Genomic DNA, 18,218 nt, shown 5'->3' on the forward strand with positions numbered 1-18,218 from the left:
GGCAGATGAGGCGTTGATTGGCATTATAACGGATACGGATGACCGTTAGCGCAGAATGGACAAGTCAAATCAACGCTTTTTGGCCTCTAATGGACATCGGCGGCCGTTAGAAAATCGAAAGAACGTTTTTTTTTTCGCTTTGATGGACATGGATGACCGCAGCAGCTTGAACCGGCTGGTCCGGTCATCCTTTCTGCTCCTATCCGCTACTTTTCCTGCTCTGGCACCGTCCGATATTTCCGCAGATATTGGGCAGCAAGAAGCAACGATATGCCACGCAAATCCGTCCAGTATGGTACGCAAATGGAACTGTCTGCTTCCTGTTAACTATCCAACTCGATCTGACTCGGCGGCAGAGGCTCCGGCTCTTGTCCCAGCATCTGCTGCAATTGTTTCGCGTTGCTGGCCGCATCTCCGCCCGAATTGTTGTTGAACAGCACGCAAATCTCCTCGCACTGCTTCTCAAGTCGGATGAGCCGCGCTTTCCATTCCTCCAGCTCAGCCTCGCTATAGCGGTACAGATAGCGAACGGCTCGCCATTCGTCGCGCTTCCCTTGGCGGTTCCATCCCTCCGCATTGCGACCGTGAAAGCGTACGATCGTCCGCGTATGCGAAGTGACTCGTTCAACAGTCGGTACAGAGCCTTCTCCCGCCTGAGGCTCATCGCATATGCTGTGAATCCATCCTTCACGCTCCATGAAGGCAAGCGTCTTCTCGATGTACGCTGGGCGAAACCAGGATTGGTGGCGAAATTCGAGCGCCACAGGCACATCGCCCATCCTTTCCCTCGTCCGCTTCAATAGCTCGACGTGTTTTTTGCAGCAGTCGAACCAGGGCGGATACTGGAACAACACCGCCTTCAGCCGCCCGGCCCGGTGAACCGGTCCGATCGAAAGATGAAAGCTGTCGAACATCTCATCCGCGGTAGCGTACGGGAGCTTGCCTCTGGCATGCCCCGTCATACCCTGGTACGCCTTGAACACGAAACTGAAATGGCCGGGGGTGTCCCTCAACCATTTGGCGATATTCCGTTCCGGCTGCACCGCATAGAACGAGCTGTCTACCTCCACAACCGGGAAGTGGCGGCTGTACACTTTGAGCTTATCGCCGGCAGGGGTCCCGTCCGGGTACAGATCGTCATGATCCCCCCAACCAGCGAGTCCGATCAGAATCAAGCGAACCCCTCCTTGCCACGCCTTTCGGCATACACGTGTTTAACTTCTCCATCTCAGCATTGCGGCCGATCTCGTTGGTCGTGACGCACGGACAACGTTATTCCGCTTCGATTGCTCGTATGGTTTCCCCTTCTATGAGTACAGGTTCATAGTATGTGCTCGCGGGCAGATCTTTTTTGCCTTGCAGACGCCGGATAATCCAGTCTGCTGCGTCTCGTCCCATCTGTTCCTGCGGGTGGGTAAGCGTAGTGAGTTGAATATTCGCATTCTTGGCGATATACGAATTGTCCTGACCGACAATGGACAGCTCCCCTGGAATGGAGATCCCCAGTCTTCTGCACACATGCACGACTTCCAACCCGACCTCGTCGTTGTAACACACCAGGGCGGTCAATTCGTGCAAATGGTCGCTGAGAAACTTCTCCAGGTTCGTTGACAAATCCGGCTTCGTCGTCGTATCGAAAGATAACACATGTCCAGGATCGAACGGCAACTTGGCTTCTCCAAGCGCCTTGATGAACCCTTTCATGCGATATTTCCCTTGCAAGTCATCCATCTTGGCTATTATGCCGATCCGCGTATGCCCTTTGGCGATTAGTTCATTTGTCGCGAGATAGCTGGACTGCACATCATCCAAACAGAAGAAAGGAACCTCCAGCTCTTCATAAAAGGCATTGATCATGACGAGAGGGGTCTCTTGCTCTTGAAACATCAAGTAGTAAGCGATATTGGGATTGTATACGTTGCTCCTGGTAGGCTCGACAATCAGTCCGTCCACACCATTGGACAGCATCGTCTCCAACGCTTTTTTCTCTTGTGTGACATCATTATTCGTACTCGCCAACAGCAAGGAATAGCTGTCTTCGTTCAACCGGCTTTCAATGCCGCGGATGATCGAAGGGAAGATGTAGTCCGAGATATAAGTCGTGATGACGCCGATCGTTTTATTCGTCGTTTTTCCATTCGATCTCAACCTGTACTGGTTGCTGACATACGTGCCCGACCCTTTCTCGCTTCTAAGAAATCCCTCTTGCGATAACGCTAATATCGCTTTGCGGACAGTCTGCCGGCTCACCTTATACATATGCTGCAGAGCGGCCTCCGAAGGGATCTGCTCGCCTGCTTTGTATGTCCCCGACAAGATATGACTCTTGATATCATCAATGATGATCTGGTACTTTGGCTTCACACGGTCCACTTCTTTCATTCATACTTCAAAAAGTTGTACGTACATATACTAGCATGAATTTCATATTTTGAAAATGCAGTGTCAAGTAATGTCGAAAAACGACAACTCAGCGAGTATGGATTGACCAGAAGAACGCCCGATGGTAAACAAGAAATCGTTCCTGTATTCCATGTATGTATAACTACCAATATTGATTGACAAATGTACGTACAGGAAAATAAACTAAGGGTAGTGAAAGAGCCTTCTTCGATTTGCAATTCTCGCGTTGGAGGATTGCTCCTAACCGCGTACAGAAAGGGGACTCGCGTGCTCATGAATCAATGGAAAGAAGCGATAATCAATGGAGACACTTCCCTAGGCATCGAATTGGGATCTACTCGGATTAAAGCGGTGCTGATCGATCGTCACTTCCAGACAATCGCATCCGGGAGCTACGAGTGGGAAAATCAGTTAAAGGGTGGATATTGGACATACGATCAAGCGGATATGATAACGGGCCTTCAGTCTGCTTATCGTGAAATGAAGCGGGAAGTGAACAAGAGATACGGCGTCACCCTCCGCACCATCGGTTCGATTGGATTCTCCGCGATGATGCACGGGTACATGGCCTTTGACAGCAAGGGTGAACTGCTCGTGCCGTTTCGGACTTGGCGCAACGCAACAACAGGCGCCGCTGCAAGGAAGCTGACGGAATTATTCGGGTTCAATATTCCCGAGCGTTGGAGCATCGCCCATTTGTACCAGGCTATATTGAATGAAGAAGAGCATGTGCCGCGCATTGATTACGTGACGACGCTTGCCGGATACGTACATTGGCTGCTGACCGGCAACAAAGCGATTGGCGTCGGAGATGCATCAGGCATATTCCCGATTGATGAAGCAACCCATAACTACCATCCATCGATGATCCAGCAATTCGATGCGCTTATCGCAGAGAAGGGCTATCCGTGGAAGCTTGAGGATATTTTGCCGAGCGTGTATCTCTCCGGTCAGCAAGCCGGTGTATTGACAGAATCGGGGGTCGGCATTCTGGATCCGGATCGGGATCTTGCGCCCGGCATTCCGCTCTGCCCGCCTGAAGGCGATGCCGGAACGGGGATGGTGGCGACGAATAGCGTGAGGAAGCGCACCGGCAACATCTCCGTCGGCACTTCCGTCTTTGCGATGATTGTTCTGGAGAAGGAATTATCCAAAGTGTATCCGGAGATCGACATGGTCACAACGCCAAGCGGCAGTCCGGTCGCGATGGTGCATGCCAACAACTGCTCCAGCGATTTGAACGCATGGATGGACTTGTTCCGCGAGTTTTCCGAGGCGATGGGCTTCGGTGCGGATTCCGGCAAGCTGTTCAGCGTGCTGCTGAATAAAGCGCTTGAAGCCGATCCGGATGGCGGGGGATTGCTCAGCTACGGCTATCTCTCGGGAGAGAATATTACAGGGCTCGAGCAAGGCCGGCCGTTATTCGTTCGCTCGCCTGAAAGCAAGTTCAATCTGGCGAACTTCATGCGCACGCACTTATTCACAGCATTCGGAGCGCTGAAGATCGGCATGGACATATTGACCGAGAACGAACAGGTGGCGATAGACAGCATATTGGCTCATGGAGGTCTCTTCAAGACGCCTGTTGTCGGGCAGAAAATGCTGGCCGCTGCGCTGAACGTACCGGTGTCGGTCATGTCTACGGCAGGAGAAGGCGGGGCATGGGGGATGGCGCTTTTGGCCGCTTACATGACCAACCAAGATCAAGGGGAAAGCTTGGAGGACTTCCTCGAACAGAAGGTATTCCAAGCTGTTGAGGGTGAGAAGCTGTCTCCGGACAGGGCGGATGTACAAGGATTTGAAGCATTCATCGAGCGTTATCGGGCAGGACTGGCAATCGAACGGGCAGCTGTAGAGCATTTGCTAGAGAACGGGAGGGCATAGCCGTGTTAGAGCGACTGAAAGAAGAAGTGTATGAGGCCAATTTGGAATTGCCCAAGCAAGGACTTGTCAAATTCACATGGGGCAATGCAAGCGGTATCGATCGGGAGAGCGGCCTTATCGTCATCAAGCCGAGCGGAGTCAGTTATGAAGCGATGAAACCGAGCGATATGGTGGTCGTCGATCTCGACGGTCATGTCGTAGAGGGCGAGTTGAGACCTTCCTCCGACACCGCCACGCACGCTGTTCTGTATAAGCATTTTCCGCAAATCGGCGGTATTGTGCATACGCACTCTACCTGGGCAACCATCTGGGCGCAAGCCGGTCTTGATGTGCCCGTTATGGGAACGACGCACGCCGACACCTTCTATGGTGCCGTTCCCTGCGCCCGATTCCTGAAGCAAGAGGAGATCGACCGGGGATACGAATACGAAACAGGCCGCGTCATCATCGAGACATTCGAGGAGCGGGGCTTGGATGTCATGGCGATTCCGGCCGTCCTGCTCCAAGGGCACGCGCCTTTCACCTGGGGCAAGGATGTGAAGTCGGCTGTCGTCAACAGCGTTGTGCTGGAAGAGGTTTGTATGACGAATCTATACGCGCGTCAGTTGAACCATTTCGCCAAGGAATTGCCGCAAGGCATCCTGGATAAACACTATCTTCGCAAGCACGGGAAAGATGCCTACTACGGGCAGAAGTAAGGGGTAACGACACTTTTACAGAAAAGAGGATGATCAAGATGTCTAAAGCAGCAACGAAACAGTTTTGGTTCGTCGTCGGTTCGCAGCATCTGTATGGGGAAGAAGCGCTTGCAGAAGTCAGGGCGAACGCACAGACGATGACGGATGCCTTAAATAACAGCGGTGTGCTGCCATATCCGCTTGTTCTGCAGGATCTGGCCGTCAGTGCGGATACCATCACCAGTATTATGAAAGAGGTCAACTATCGCGACGAGGTAGCGGGTGTCATCACCTGGATGCATACGTTCTCGCCTGCGAAGATGTGGATTCGCGGGACCAAATTGTTGCAGAAGCCGCTGCTTCACTTGGCTACGCAGTTCAATGAAAGCATTCCTTGGGCAACGATCGACATGGACTTCATGAATCTGAACCAGGCCGCGCACGGAGATCGCGAATACGGATTCATCAATGCCCGCCTGAACAAGCAAAACAAGATCGTCGTCGGATACTGGAAGCGTCCGGAGGTGCAGCAGCAGATTGCGGATTGGATGGACGTGGCGGTTGCCTATGACGAAAGCTTCAACATCAAAGTCGCTCGGTTCGGCGATAATATGCGCCATGTTGGCGTAACCGAAGGGGACAAGGTTGAGGCGCAGATTCAATTCGGATGGACCGTAGACTATTACGGAATCGGCGATCTTGTCCAGTACGTGAATGCGGTGACGGAGAAGGAAATCGATGAGCTGATGGGTGAATATGCAGAGCTCTACGACTTCGATTACGGGAATTACAGCAAGGAAGATTGGGAAGCCAGCGTTAGAATCCAAGCCAGCTATGAGATCGCGCTTAAACGTTTCTTGGACGAGAGAGGATACAATGCGTTCACCTCGAACTTCGAAGATCTGCACGGCATGAGGCAGCTTCCGGGTCTTGCCGTGCAGCGCCTGATGGCGCAAGGGTACGGATTTGCCGGAGAGGGCGATTGGAAGACTGCTGCGCTTGATCGGTTGTTGAAGGTCATGAGCCGTAACCAAAACACGGGCTTTATGGAAGATTACACGTACGAGTTGGCTGCCGGTCAGGAGTCTATTCTGCAATCCCATATGCTTGAAGTGGACCCGAGCTTGGCAAGCACAAAGCCGAGAATCGTCGTATCTCCTCTCGGAATCGGTGACCGTGAAGATCCGGCGCGTCTCGTATTCGACGGCAAGGCCGGCGAGGGCGTCGTCGTATCCATGGCGGACTTCGGGACGCACTACAAGCTGCTGATCAACGAGATTACCGCGTTCGAACCGACGGTTCCAGCTCCGAAGCTTCCCGTGGCTCGCGTTCTGTGGAAGGTGAAGCCGAATTTCCAGGACGGGGTCAAAGCCTGGATCGAGAACGGCGGCGGACACCATACGGTCGTTTCCTTGAACCTGACGACAGATCAGATCGTCACCTACGCGAAGCTGGTTGACTTGGAGTACGTCGTTATAAAGTAGTCGGGAACCATCATAGCTGCCAATGCAATAGTATGTGCCTGGATGCATGTATAAATAGTCGAACAGAACCCCTTGCGGTAAGAGTAACTCTCTTCTGCAGGGGGATTTTTTATGAAATGGGTAGGGAGAACTAGGATCAGATTCCTGCTATTTACAAAACTTTCAATCCGATTTTACATAGCGCAAAAGCTTCCTAAACCTCTCTCAGCTATACTTTGGGAGAAAGTGAGAAAAGTATAGGAGGGATATGATGCAATGAGATCGATCAACAGAAAGTGGCTGGCTCTATTCTTAAGCAGCATGCTCTTATTCACGAATTTCTTCACGCTGATGCCGAATCAGGCGTCTGCTGCGAATGGAGCGATGACGGTAGCCGAGGCCATCGCCAATAATAGCGGCAGCGGTACAGTAGAAGGGTATATTGTCGGACATGCTACCGGCTCTCGCACCGCCAAGTTTACCCCGCCATTCGCCAATGATTTCAACTTCTTGATTGCCGATTCTGCGAGTGAGCGGGATTTGACCAAGGTGTTGGATGTCCAGGTTACAGCTGGGTACAGAGCCGAGTTCGGGCTTCAGACGAATCCCGATCTAATCGGGAAGAAGGTTCGAGTGTCGGGAAGCTTCCAGCTCTACAACAACTTCCCTGGACTCAGAAGCCCAACCGCGATGGCATGGGTTGTAGAAGAGACAGACCCCGACGTCGTCTCAATTGCTGATGCGCGGGCAGCCGCCGACGGGGAAACGGTCGTAATCAGAGGGGTCGTGACCACGCCATCCGGCGTCTATGGCAAGAAGAGCGTGTACGTGCAAGACGATACGGCGGGCATTCTGCTATACCAGGATCAGATAGATCTGAAACCGGGCGATGCGGTCAAGGTCACCGGTACCAAGACGACCTATGCGAATGAAGTGGAAATCATCAATCCGACCATAGTCATAACGGGTGCGGATGCAGTCCCGGCACCTATCGCATTGACTCCGGCAACGGTAACGGGCAACGTATACGGCCAGCTGGTAAAGCTTGCCGGGGTAACGGTCAGCGACATTGCGGATGTCGGCGCGTATGGGTCGTATTCCTTCTATGCGAATGGCAGCGACGGTCGAATCCTCATCTATGTAGACAATCGGACAGGCCTGACCAAGGATGCTGTCCGCAACGGTCTTGTCGTAAACATCACTGGCGTGGTCATTCCTTATGGCGGCGGTCTGGAAATCAAGCCAACCGGTGTGAACGATATCATTCCGGCATTGGCAGACGGGACCGGCAAGAAGGTATTATTCGCCAATACGCACGGCCAAACCGCGGGTGCGTCGGACTGGATTATCGACGGCGGATTTTCTGATTTCGCGGATGGGCTGAGAGCGGAAGGCTTCACCGTGGATCAGCTGGAGCGCGACTATCCGTTCGATTTCAGCGAACAAGCCATCACGCTGGAGAAGCTGCAAGAATATGACGTATTCATTCTCGGTGAAGCGAATATTCCGTTTAAGACGTCTGAACAAGATGCCATGCTTGCTTATGTGCAGGGCGGGGGAAGCATCTTCTTCATCGGCGACCACTATAATGCGGACCGCAACTATAATCGTTGGGATTCCACCGAGGTCTTCAATGGTTATCGCCGCGGCGCATACGGAAATCCGACGAAAGGCATGTCTGCAGAAGAGGCGAGCTCTGGAGCTATGCAGGATGTGACCAGTACGGATTGGCTGGGGACGCACTTCGGCATTCGGTTCCGCTACAATGCGCTGGGCACAATTGAAAGCGGACATATTGTGGTGCCGCCGGGTGATTCGTTCGGCATAACGGAAGGTGTAAGAACAGTTGAGATGCATGCCGGCGGTACGCTGGCGATCCTGGACCCGACGATTGCGAAGGGGCTTGTGTATGTGCCGGAGAACCCGCCTGCATGGGGACCTGCGGTGGATCAAGGGGTTTATAACGGCGGGGGCATTGACGAAGGGCCCTTTGCGGCTATAGCCAAGGTAGGCGCGGGGAAAGCTGCGTTCATCGGCGATTCCTCACCGGTGGAGGACGCCTCGCCGAAGTATCTGCGCGAGGACAGCGGCGCCACCAAGACGACCTATGACGGATTTCTGGAAGAAGGAGACAACAGCGAATTTTTGCTCCAGACCGTGAAATGGCTGGCCATTCAAGAAGACTATACAAGCTTCGAAGGGCTGGTCGAATTAAGCCCTGTTACGCCGTTGCTGGATTTTGAGAATCCTGCGGACTCGACTGAGCCGCAAACGGAGCCATGGACAACCCCGCCGGCCGGATACAAGTGGCATGATCCGACTACCTTCGCGCCAGGCTCCTATGGTTCGGGTAAAGAAGCGCCGGGGCCGGTCGTCATTCCAGGTGTGACATCGATCGGAGAGGCAAGACAATACCCGGTCCGTACCACGCTGACTGTAGAAGGGACCATTACCTCGAAGCCGGGCTCCTGGGGCGGACAAGCATTCTACCTGCAGGATGAGACAGGCGGCATTTATATTTACCAGACCTCGAACGGCTACCAGCCCGGTCAGCGCGTACAGGTGACAGGGGAAGTGACGCTGTACAATACGGAGCTGGAATTGGCCAATGTGTCCGAAATCACCGTACTTGGCACTGGCACGCTGCCGGCACCGAAGGTGGTGGATACGGTAGACGACAGCAACCAGGGGCAGGTTGTAAAGCTGGAAGCTGTCACGATTACGAATATTGTGAGAGCAGACAGCTATGGCACGCTTGAGCTCCGGGCGGTGAAGGGGGACGTCAGCACGCTCGTCCGCATCGATAACCGCACGGGGGTGAACTACGATACCTTTACGGCTCAATACACCGAAGGCGACGTGTTGGATCTTGCCGGTGTTGCCAGCATCTATAACGGGACGTATCAGCTGAAGCCCCGTTCAGCGGATGATATTGCATTCTCCGACTATGGTTCGGACTGGATCGAAGTGGATCTGATCGGCCTCAACGATCTTCACGGCAAGATCGATCAGCGCTATGAATTGGATATTAACGGCGACGGCTTGGTGGATGGCACCTATGGCGGAGCGGAGTACTGGGCGGCCTATGTTCGGGAGGTGCAAGCCGCTAACCCGGATACCTTATTCGTTGGCGTAGGCGACCTGATTGGCGGAAGCTCCCCGGTATCCGCACTGTTCCAGGATGAGCCGACAGTTGAAATCTTGAACGCCTTGGACATGGACGTGAATACAGTCGGCAACCACGAATTTGATAGAGGTGTCACGGAATTGATGCGAATGGTGAACGGCGGCGATTATCCGGGCGATGACGTATATCGCGAGTATGCGGGCATGGATTTTGCGCAGCTGGCCGCGAACGTTGTCTGGAAATCCGGAGACCGCGCAGGGGAGACCATTCTGCCTGCCTATGAGATTGTGGAAGCGGCAGGGCAGCAAATTGGCTTCATCGGGGTTGTTACCGAAGGGGCCGCGGATATGGTCATGCCTGCAGGCATTCAGGACATTGTATTTACGGACCCGGTAGATGCCATTAACGATGCGGTGGGCGAGCTGCAGGCTCAGGGCATTCATGCGATTATTGTGCTGGCGCACAGCGCAGCGGAACAAGACGAGCGCGGGAACATTACTGGCGAATCTGCTGCCTACGTCGGTCAGATTGATGCGGACGTCGATGTGATCTTCGCTGCGCACAATCATGCCATCGTGAATGGACTGGTTGGCGATACGCTCATTGTACAAGCATCGGAATATGGCAAGGCGCTCAGTCACGTACAGTTGGCGATTGACCCGACCACAGGTGATATTGTGGAGAAGAGCGCCGACATTATCTGGGTGGACAACGCGCAGATAGAGCCAGATTCGGAAGTCAGGGGAATCCTGGACTATTATGAAGAGCTGGTCGCTCCGCTGCTGAACGAAGTGGTGGGCGTAGCCGCGCATGAGATGGAGGGCGGCTACGGCGTCAAAGGCGAGATCGGCGACAATGCGCTGGGCAATCTGATTGCGGACAGCATGAAATGGGCAATGGACAGCGATTTTGCCATGATGAACGGCGGCGGCATCCGCGATCGTCTGAATGCCGGAGACATAACGTATGGCGAGCTGTATAATATTTTGCCTTTTAATAATGTACTGATGAAGCTTGAGGTAACAGGCAGTGAACTGAGGGAGATCGTCAACGGCCAGTTATCCAGCTATTACGGGCCGGACTTCAGCATCAGCGGATTCAAGTATACGTGGGACGGCTCCACTGCCAAAGTGGCGGACATCACCTTTCCAGACGGCAGCGCGATTGACCCGGACGCGACTTATACGCTGGCAGTCAATAATTTTATGGCCACCTCAACCGGGGATAAATACAAAGCGATTGGACAGCTGGGCCAAAACCCGGTCATGGGACCAGAGGATCTGGACGGGCTTGTTCGCTTCGTGAAGAGCTTTGACGGACCGATTGCTTATGCCGCTGAGGGCCGGATTTCCGAAGTTGCGGTCAGCGGTCCCGTATTTGGCGAGGTGATCAGCATTGCGAATGCGAAGCTCCTTGCCGACGGCACGGAGGTTACGGTGGAAGGCATCGTCACGATTCCCCCTGGCGCGTTCGGCGCCAACAACAGCTTTTACTTGGAGGATGCGTCCGGCGCAATCCAAGTATATACGTATGCGAATCCCGGAGTGAGCCTCGGCGATCAAGTGAAGCTGAAGTCGAAGAAGGACACGTACAATGGGACATTGCAGCTCAATGGCATCGCTGCCTTTGACATACAGGGCCAGGTTGAGCCATTGCCGCAAATCGTGATTGAGTTGGATGACACCTTGGCCTATGAGCTGGTCATGCTGCGCAATGTGAGAGTGGCGGATATTTCAGGCGTGGACGGGTATGGCAACTTTAGCTTCCAAGCGGTCAGCGATGACCATGTGACGAGAATTTATGTCGATAGCCGCACAGGCATCTCCCACGACTCCTTTACTTCGGCATACGCGGAGGGAGACCTGCTTCACATCACAGGCATTGCGGCGCCTTATCGAGGAGACTATGAGTTGAAGCCCAGAATGATGAGGGATTTCAAAGCTGTTCATGAAGTACCCGATTTTGGATTTGTGGTTGGCACGCCGATCTTCACGAACTTCGCCGGCGAAGAGGTAACGGCGTTGACGCCGAACGGCTTTGTCAAGGCTGGCGTGGCCATAACGAATCGAACGAGTGAAGACAAGCAGGCGTCCTTGATCGCGGCGCTATATGATGCGAATGGCAGTGTGCGGAACATTTCCTTCGTGGATAAGCAGATCGGCGCAGGCGACACGGTCACGCTGAATGCCGGATTCAGCCTCCCGGAGAATGTCGAGGGCCATGTTGTGAAAGTCTTTGTATGGGACAGCTTCCATAGCATGCAGCCGTTGTCCGAAGCGGTTGCGTTCCCGGAAGCGGGCTGAGAGGGGATTCTATGAAAAAACGATTGTTTCTGCTACTATCCAGTTTCCTGTTCATCACGTCATTCTTGCTGACGCCTCTCGCAAGTGCGGACGAGCCGAGCTTATCGGTTGTCGCGGAGGTAGACAATGCCGCGAAGGCTGTGACAATTACCGGCACGATTTCCAGCGGAGCAGGGCAGCAGGTGACGGTGCTGGTGACCCATCCTTCCGGCAGCATAGATTATATCGATCAGACAACGAGCGGCAGCGGTGGCCGTTATGCGTTCCGATACACGCTGGATGACAACAGGAGCGGGACGTATATGGTAAAGGCCGGGGGCAGCGGAGTGAGCAGCCCAGCGACTACGACGTTCACGTATTCCACCTCTGTTGAAGGCGTTGCGGTGACAGGTGTCTCCGTGACGCCCAAGCAAGTGACGCTGGATACGGAGGAAGTCACGTCTGCCTCCTTGACTGCAACTGTAAGCCCTGCGGATGCGACGAACAAGCAGGTGGAGTGGAGCTCGTCCGACGAAGCGGTGGCGGTCGTGAGTCCATCCGGCTTGGTGACGGCACAGGGAGCAGGAACGGCGATCATCACGGCAACGACGGTGGACGGCGGCAAGACAGATGCTGCAGAGGTAACCGTTCATGACGCTACGCCGCCATCGGCCCCCGCCAATGTAACGGCGACGGCTACGAGGAATACCGTTTCTTTGAACTGGCAAGCCTCCACAGACAATGTCGGGGTAGCTGGCTACGAAGTCGAAGCATGGCGGGGCAAGAAGCTGATGAAGACGGCCTTTGTCAGCGACACTTCCTTTACGGATACAGGCCTGCAGACCAATACGCTCTATTTGTATCTAGTGAGAGCCAGGGATGACGCCGGCAATGTGTCCGCAGCGGCAAGTATAGATGTGCGAACAAGACGCCCCGGCAATAGCGGCAACAGCGGCAGCAGCGGCGGTGGAGGAGGTTCGCAGGAAGCAGACAGCAATACCGGTCGGGAGACGGAAGGCGATGATGAGGACAGCATGCAGCGGACGCATGTAGTGAATGCGGACAGCCTCGTGCCATCTGATCCGGACAGCGGTTTCGTCACGGTCATGGTTCCGGCTGGCAAGGAGGAGGTGCTGCTGCCGGCTAACGCTGCCGAGCTGTTGGGCAGCAGCAGCCTGCGGCTGCAAAGCGGGCGGATGACAATGATCATCCAGCCTGAAGTGTTGGCGGAGCTGTTGCATCTCGCAGACAATGAGGGATTCGAGGATGCCTCGATTTCCCTCCAGTTCGCGGAAGGGGCGCGGGAGGAAGCGGACGAAACCATGCCGATCGGCCAAAGCGGTACGAGGCTGCAGATAGCGGGTCAAGTGCTGCAGTTCGACCTGGCGATTACAACGAAGGATGGCGTTGCAAGAAGGCTGTCCGCATTCTCCCAGCCGATTGAGGTTGCCTTCAGCTACGATGCAGATGCTGACGAGAATTTGCTAGGCATCTATTACCGGAATGAAGATATCGGCATGTGGGAATATATCGGCGGGGAAATCGATGCGGACCTTCGCCGTATTGTGGCGAAGCTGTACCACTTCAGCACGTACGCCGTTCTAGAGTATGAGAAGATATTTGCCGACGTTCCGGCGAACCATTGGGCGAGCCCGACAATTAAGGCGCTTGCGGCCAAGCACGTCATTAGCGGTGTGACAGACACAACGTTCGCGCCGCAGCAGACAGTGAACCGGGCGTCATTCACGGCATTATTGGTCCGCGGGCTTGGCTTAAAGGCCGCTGTCCACTCTCAGCCGTTCCGGGATGTTCCCGGCTCTGCTTGGTATGCCGGGGATGTGGCGGCTGCTTATGAAGCAGGCATAGTCAGCGGTCAAGCGGAGGGTCTCTTCCTGCCGCATGGGAACATCACGCGCGAGGAGATGGCAGCGATGCTCGTAAGGGCGTATGCCTATGCCAAAGGGGGACAGGGAACCGCCTCTTCTCCCGGATATGCGGATCAGGATGAGATCGCGGCATGGGCGGTGCCTTATGTGAACCGGGCAGCCGAAGCGGGGCTGATGATCGGGTCCGACGCCCGCATGTTTGCACCCAGGGCGTTCGCTACTCGTGCAGAAGCAGCGCAGGCGATCTACAACCTGCTTGCGCAATTGAACTAGAGCCAGCCGTTTTCTACAAACATGAAGGAGCTGCCCGAAAGCTATATTCGGGATTTCCAAGCTCCAAGAGCCATCGTGAGCATATCAATTCAATGTTTGATGCTAAGGCTATTCGCCAAACTTGCGGATCTTCATACAAAATCAGTCCAACATGGCGGTAAACCGGCTGCTTATACGATACTTCGTACAAATGCCGTGGGCCGCAGAGTATAGCCAGCACATTTGTACGATATTTCGTACAAAGAGAGGGATCGGTAGCGTGCAGCTAGCACATTTGTACGATTTTTCGTACAAGAAGAGGGAACGGCAAAGTATAGCCAGCACATTTGTACGATACTTCGTACAAACAAGGAGCGGCAGTTTCGGCTATTCGAATCGACATTCTCATCCGCATAACGGGTGCTAATGAAAGATACGTCGAATCGCTGTCACTCTACAACGGAAGTCACGCACAAAGTGATGGCAATGGGGTTAGCGGCAGTGGAAGAGATCGGAATCCCCTACCCTGACCAAATAGAAGCCCATGCATCCGTTTAACAAGAAGAGGCGGCCCAAGTCCTATCATGACTTTTGGGGCCGCCTCTGTTCAGCATGCATCCGCATAGCATAAGCCGACCACTGCAGGAACGTCAGGGTGCATCCGGTCGAGAGGAACAATGCGAACGCAGCGTGCCGAACATGCGCATATGCTAATCGCTAGCGGTGCCCGCGGTCAGTACCATTCGGACTCGACTCAGGCTTGAAGCCAGTGATCATACTTATGGCACAAATTGCTTGCGGAACCGCAATGGCGAGATGCCGGCGTACTGTTTGAAGCACCTGGAGAAGTACGGCGTGTATGGAAAACCGACATGCTCTGCAATTCGGGAGATCGGCCATTCCGTCTTGATGAGCAGCAGCTTGGCTTGCTCCAACCGATACTCGTGCAAATATTCCATCGGGGTGCAGCGGTAGATTTCTTTCATGCACCGGACAATATAATTCGGGTGGAAATGAAGCACCTCCGCAAGCACTTCATTCGTCACATCAGCCTGGTAATGCTGGCGCAGGTAGGCTTCTGTCTGCTCGGCGAGCTTCAGGGCGGGGGAGTCCTGACTACCGCGATATCCTACCTCCAGCAGGCGCAGCAGTTCCATGAAAAGCTGCTGCTCCCTCCAGTATGCTTCTCCGGGGATTTGGCTTGCATAAGAGAGCAGCTGCCGCAAATGCCGTTCGGCAAGCGAGAATTCCGGCGGAGCGGCATATTGGCGAAGCCGGACCTTATAAGGGTTCTCCCACGCATTTCGCACAGGGTGGACGGGACCGCCGATTTTCTCCGTCTGGCGCCACCTTCCTCTGAAATCAAAGTGGTTCCAGTAGAAGCGGGTTTCTGCCTCACAGGGCCTCACCGCATAATGATAGCGATCGGGCAGCAACAGCAGCGTCTGTCCGCTCGTCACCTCCCACTGTTGATCCTCTTCGCCGATATAAAGCGTGCCTTCTATCACCCACAGCAGGTCGAATACGCCCAAATTGTGCCGGCTCGGATGCTGTTCTCCGGGTTGAAAGACAGACAGTCCAGTCGTGATGTAATAAGGAACCGGTGGAATCTCCAACAGAATGAGTCCCTGATCGCTCATGCGATTGCCGCCCTCCTCGAAGTGTTAAATATTATAAAAAACAAGTTGGAATCGTTCGTAGTTTACCTTTGATAACAAGGATAAACTGAATGAGAGTCATATTCAAATTTCATATAATTCTAGTAGTGCTTTCAGGAGGGATTGCAGTGGAAATCGCAAAAAACGGGCCGCAGGGCAAACCGCGCATACGCATAAAGGACGAATTTTGGGACCGATATACAGAGCTGGTGCGGAAGACGGTGATTCCGTATCAATGGGAGGCTCTGAACGACCGGATTCCGGATGCTGAACCGAGCTACGCGATTCGGAACTTCCGCATTGCGGCCGGATGGGAGCAGGGAGAATTCGGAGGCATGGTATTCCAAGACAGCGATGTGGCCAAGTGGCTGGAGGCAGTGGGATATTCGCTGGAAGCGCATCCCGATCCCGAGCTGGAGCGGACCGCGGACGAGGTGATCGAGTTGATTGCCGCCGCCCAGCATGAGAATGGGTATCTCAACACGTATTTCTCCATCCAGGAACCGGGCAAGCAGTGGACGAATCTTCATGAAGCGCACGAATTGTACTGTGCAGGCCATATGATAGAAGCGGCAGCAGCTTATTACGAAGCTACAGGAAAACGGAAGCTGCTGGATGTGGTGTGCAAATTCGCCGACTATATCGACACGGTGTTCGGCAGAGAGCCGGGCAAGCTGCGGGGATACGACGGACACCAGGAAATTGAGCTTGCGCTGGTCAAGCTGTATAAGGTGACAAGGGAAGAGCGTTATCTGAAGCTGGCGCAGTTCTTCATAGACGAGCGCGGCGCGACGCCGAACTTCCTGGTGGAGGAGTGCAAGCAGAGGGACGGGTACAGCCATTGGGCCAAGAGGAAGATGCCGATACCTTCGCCTGAGCAGATGGCATACAATCAGGCGCATAAGCCGGTGCGCGAGCAGGATGTCGCAGTGGGACACTCCGTCCGGGCGGTGTACATGTATACGGCTATGGCCGATCTTGCCTTGCTCACGAACGATCAAGGGCTGCTTGAAGCATGCAGGCGATTGTGGAAGAACATGACAAGAAGACAAATGTACATTACGGGAGGCATCGGCTCCACGCATCACGGAGAGGCGTTCTCCTTCGACTATGACTTGCCGAACGATACGGTCTATGCGGAGACATGCGCTTCCATCGGACTGATCTTCTTTGCCCAACGCATGCTGCAGTTGGAGGAGAAGAGCGAATATGCGGATGTTATGGAACGCGCGCTTTACAACAATGTAATTGGCAGCATGTCACAGGACGGCAAGCATTACTTTTATGTAAACCCCTTGGAGGTATGGCCGGAAGCTTCAGAGAAGAATCCCGGCCGTCATCACGTAAAGGCGGTACGGCAGAAATGGTTCGGATGCTCCTGCTGCCCGCCGAATGTGGCGCGGCTGCTTAGCTCCTTGAACCAATACATCTATACGGCTTCCGCTGATCGCAACAAGATCTACACGCATCTGTTCATCGGCGGCGAAGCGCAATTCGAGCTGGCCGCTGGCCGGGTGGCTTTCCGGCAGCAATCGCGTCTGCCTCGGGAAGGTTACGTGCGGTTGGAGCTGACCGAAGTGCCGGACGATGCATTCTCGCTCGCATTGCGCATACCGTCCTGGTGCTATGGAAAGGCCGCGATGAAAGTGAATGGCGTTGCTGTGGCGTATGACGTTGTCCATGGGTATGCGACTGTGTGCAGGCAATGGGAGAAGGGGGACGTTGTGGAATGGGAGCCTCGTCTTGAGCCGCAAATCATTGCCGCCAATCCGAAGATACGGGCCACTGCAGGGAAAGTCGCCATTGAACGCGGACCGCTTGTCTACTGCCTGGAGGAAGCGGACAATGGCAGCCCGCTTTCGGCTTTGTCGATTATACCCAGTACAAAGCTGGAAGCGCATAACGATGACGGATTGCTTGGCGGAACCGTTGTGATCGAAGCAGAGGGTCGTGTCGACGAACAAGCCTCATGGAGCCCGGATACGCCATACCGGCCCTTCGCACCATCGCAACCGAAGGAGCCGGTCAAGCTGAGGGCCGTGCCTTATTACCTGTGGGGCAATCGGACGCCGGGCGAAATGACGGTGTGGATCCGCGCTTGCCACGAATAGAAGCAAGGGCTTCGTAGAGCTCCCAGATGCAGACGGACGTCAGCCGCTTTCGTCCGTCTGCTTTGCTGGAGCAAGCGAACCGCATCAGAAGTAACGGCAAGTTTTGAGCGATATGTCCCTGTTCTACCTTAGAACGTAATAATCACATTCCCTTTTTTTCGTTCGGTGTCTACGTATTTGTGGGCATCCGGCAGGAGTTTGCCTTTAAATAGGCTGGTCCACATCATCTGTATAACGGTACACAGCTTGGGTACGGTAGTCAGATAAATTCCCTTGGCCGTAAGTACACGCTTGCATGCCGAGAAGGAGCGTTTGCCTACAGCATCAAATACGACATCATAAGCTTTGTCCGCTTTCGTGAAATCCTCCTAGGGGACTCTCTTCGGCCAGACATTTATATTCGGCATAAGCACCGAAGTCTTTAGTGCTCATCCCCATAACCATCTGAAGAAAGCTTTTGGAGCCATGTAGAAAC

General features: G+C 54.1%; 9 protein-coding genes. 6 read left to right on the forward strand and 3 right to left on the reverse strand.

What is annotated here, in order from left to right:
- Positions 1–323: 323 nt before the first annotated feature.
- Both XYCOK13_RS09425 and XYCOK13_RS09430 read right to left on the reverse strand, forming a co-directional pair.
- Positions 324–1,175 carry a DUF72 domain-containing protein gene (locus tag XYCOK13_RS09425; protein ID WP_213411892.1) on the reverse strand — a complete coding sequence of 284 codons (852 nt, stop codon included), beginning with the start codon at positions 1,173–1,175 and terminating at the stop codon, positions 324–326.
- A gap of 97 nt (positions 1,176–1,272) precedes the next feature.
- On the reverse strand, positions 1,273–2,364 hold the full coding sequence (locus tag XYCOK13_RS09430; RefSeq protein WP_213411893.1) for a GntR family transcriptional regulator: 1,092 nt from the start codon (positions 2,362–2,364) through the stop codon (positions 1,273–1,275).
- A gap of 312 nt (positions 2,365–2,676) precedes the next feature.
- On the opposite strand from XYCOK13_RS09430, the gene XYCOK13_RS09435 reads away from it, so the two are divergent.
- The 5 genes from XYCOK13_RS09435 (at position 2,677) to XYCOK13_RS09455 (ending at position 13,995) form a co-directional block, all read left to right on the forward strand.
- Positions 2,677–4,287, forward strand: a complete 1,611-nt coding sequence (locus tag XYCOK13_RS09435) for a xylulokinase (protein WP_213411894.1) — start codon at positions 2,677–2,679, stop codon at positions 4,285–4,287.
- A gap of 2 nt (positions 4,288–4,289) precedes the next feature.
- Complete coding sequence (locus XYCOK13_RS09440; protein ID WP_213411895.1) at positions 4,290–4,985, forward strand: L-ribulose-5-phosphate 4-epimerase; 696 nt, start codon at positions 4,290–4,292, stop codon at positions 4,983–4,985.
- Between the two features lie 38 nt (positions 4,986–5,023).
- On the forward strand, positions 5,024–6,448 hold the full coding sequence (araA, locus tag XYCOK13_RS09445) for an L-arabinose isomerase (RefSeq protein WP_213411896.1): 1,425 nt from the start codon (positions 5,024–5,026) through the stop codon (positions 6,446–6,448).
- Between the two features lie 255 nt (positions 6,449–6,703).
- Positions 6,704–11,857 (forward strand): 5'-nucleotidase C-terminal domain-containing protein, encoded by a 5,154-nt coding sequence (locus XYCOK13_RS09450; RefSeq protein WP_213411897.1) that lies wholly within the window; start codon positions 6,704–6,706, stop codon positions 11,855–11,857.
- An 11-nt stretch (positions 11,858–11,868) separates the two neighbouring features.
- Positions 11,869–13,995 carry an S-layer homology domain-containing protein gene (locus XYCOK13_RS09455; RefSeq protein ID WP_213411898.1) on the forward strand — a complete coding sequence of 709 codons (2,127 nt, stop codon included), beginning with the start codon at positions 11,869–11,871 and terminating at the stop codon, positions 13,993–13,995.
- Positions 13,996–14,753: 758 nt separating this feature from the next.
- Here the strand turns inward: XYCOK13_RS09455 and XYCOK13_RS09460 are convergent.
- Positions 14,754–15,614: an AraC family transcriptional regulator gene (locus XYCOK13_RS09460; RefSeq protein WP_213411899.1), complete on the reverse strand. Its 861-nt coding sequence runs from the start codon at positions 15,612–15,614 to the stop codon at positions 14,754–14,756.
- Between the two features lie 140 nt (positions 15,615–15,754).
- On the opposite strand from XYCOK13_RS09460, the gene XYCOK13_RS09465 reads away from it, so the two are divergent.
- Positions 15,755–17,743 (forward strand): glycoside hydrolase family 127 protein, encoded by a 1,989-nt coding sequence (locus XYCOK13_RS09465; RefSeq protein WP_373314372.1) that lies wholly within the window; start codon positions 15,755–15,757, stop codon positions 17,741–17,743.
- Positions 17,744–18,218: the final 475 nt, after the last annotated feature.

Origin of the sequence: Xylanibacillus composti, from assembly GCF_018403685.1 — a bacterium.
In the GTDB taxonomy this organism is placed as follows: Bacteria; Bacillota; Bacilli; order Paenibacillales; family K13; genus Xylanibacillus; species Xylanibacillus composti.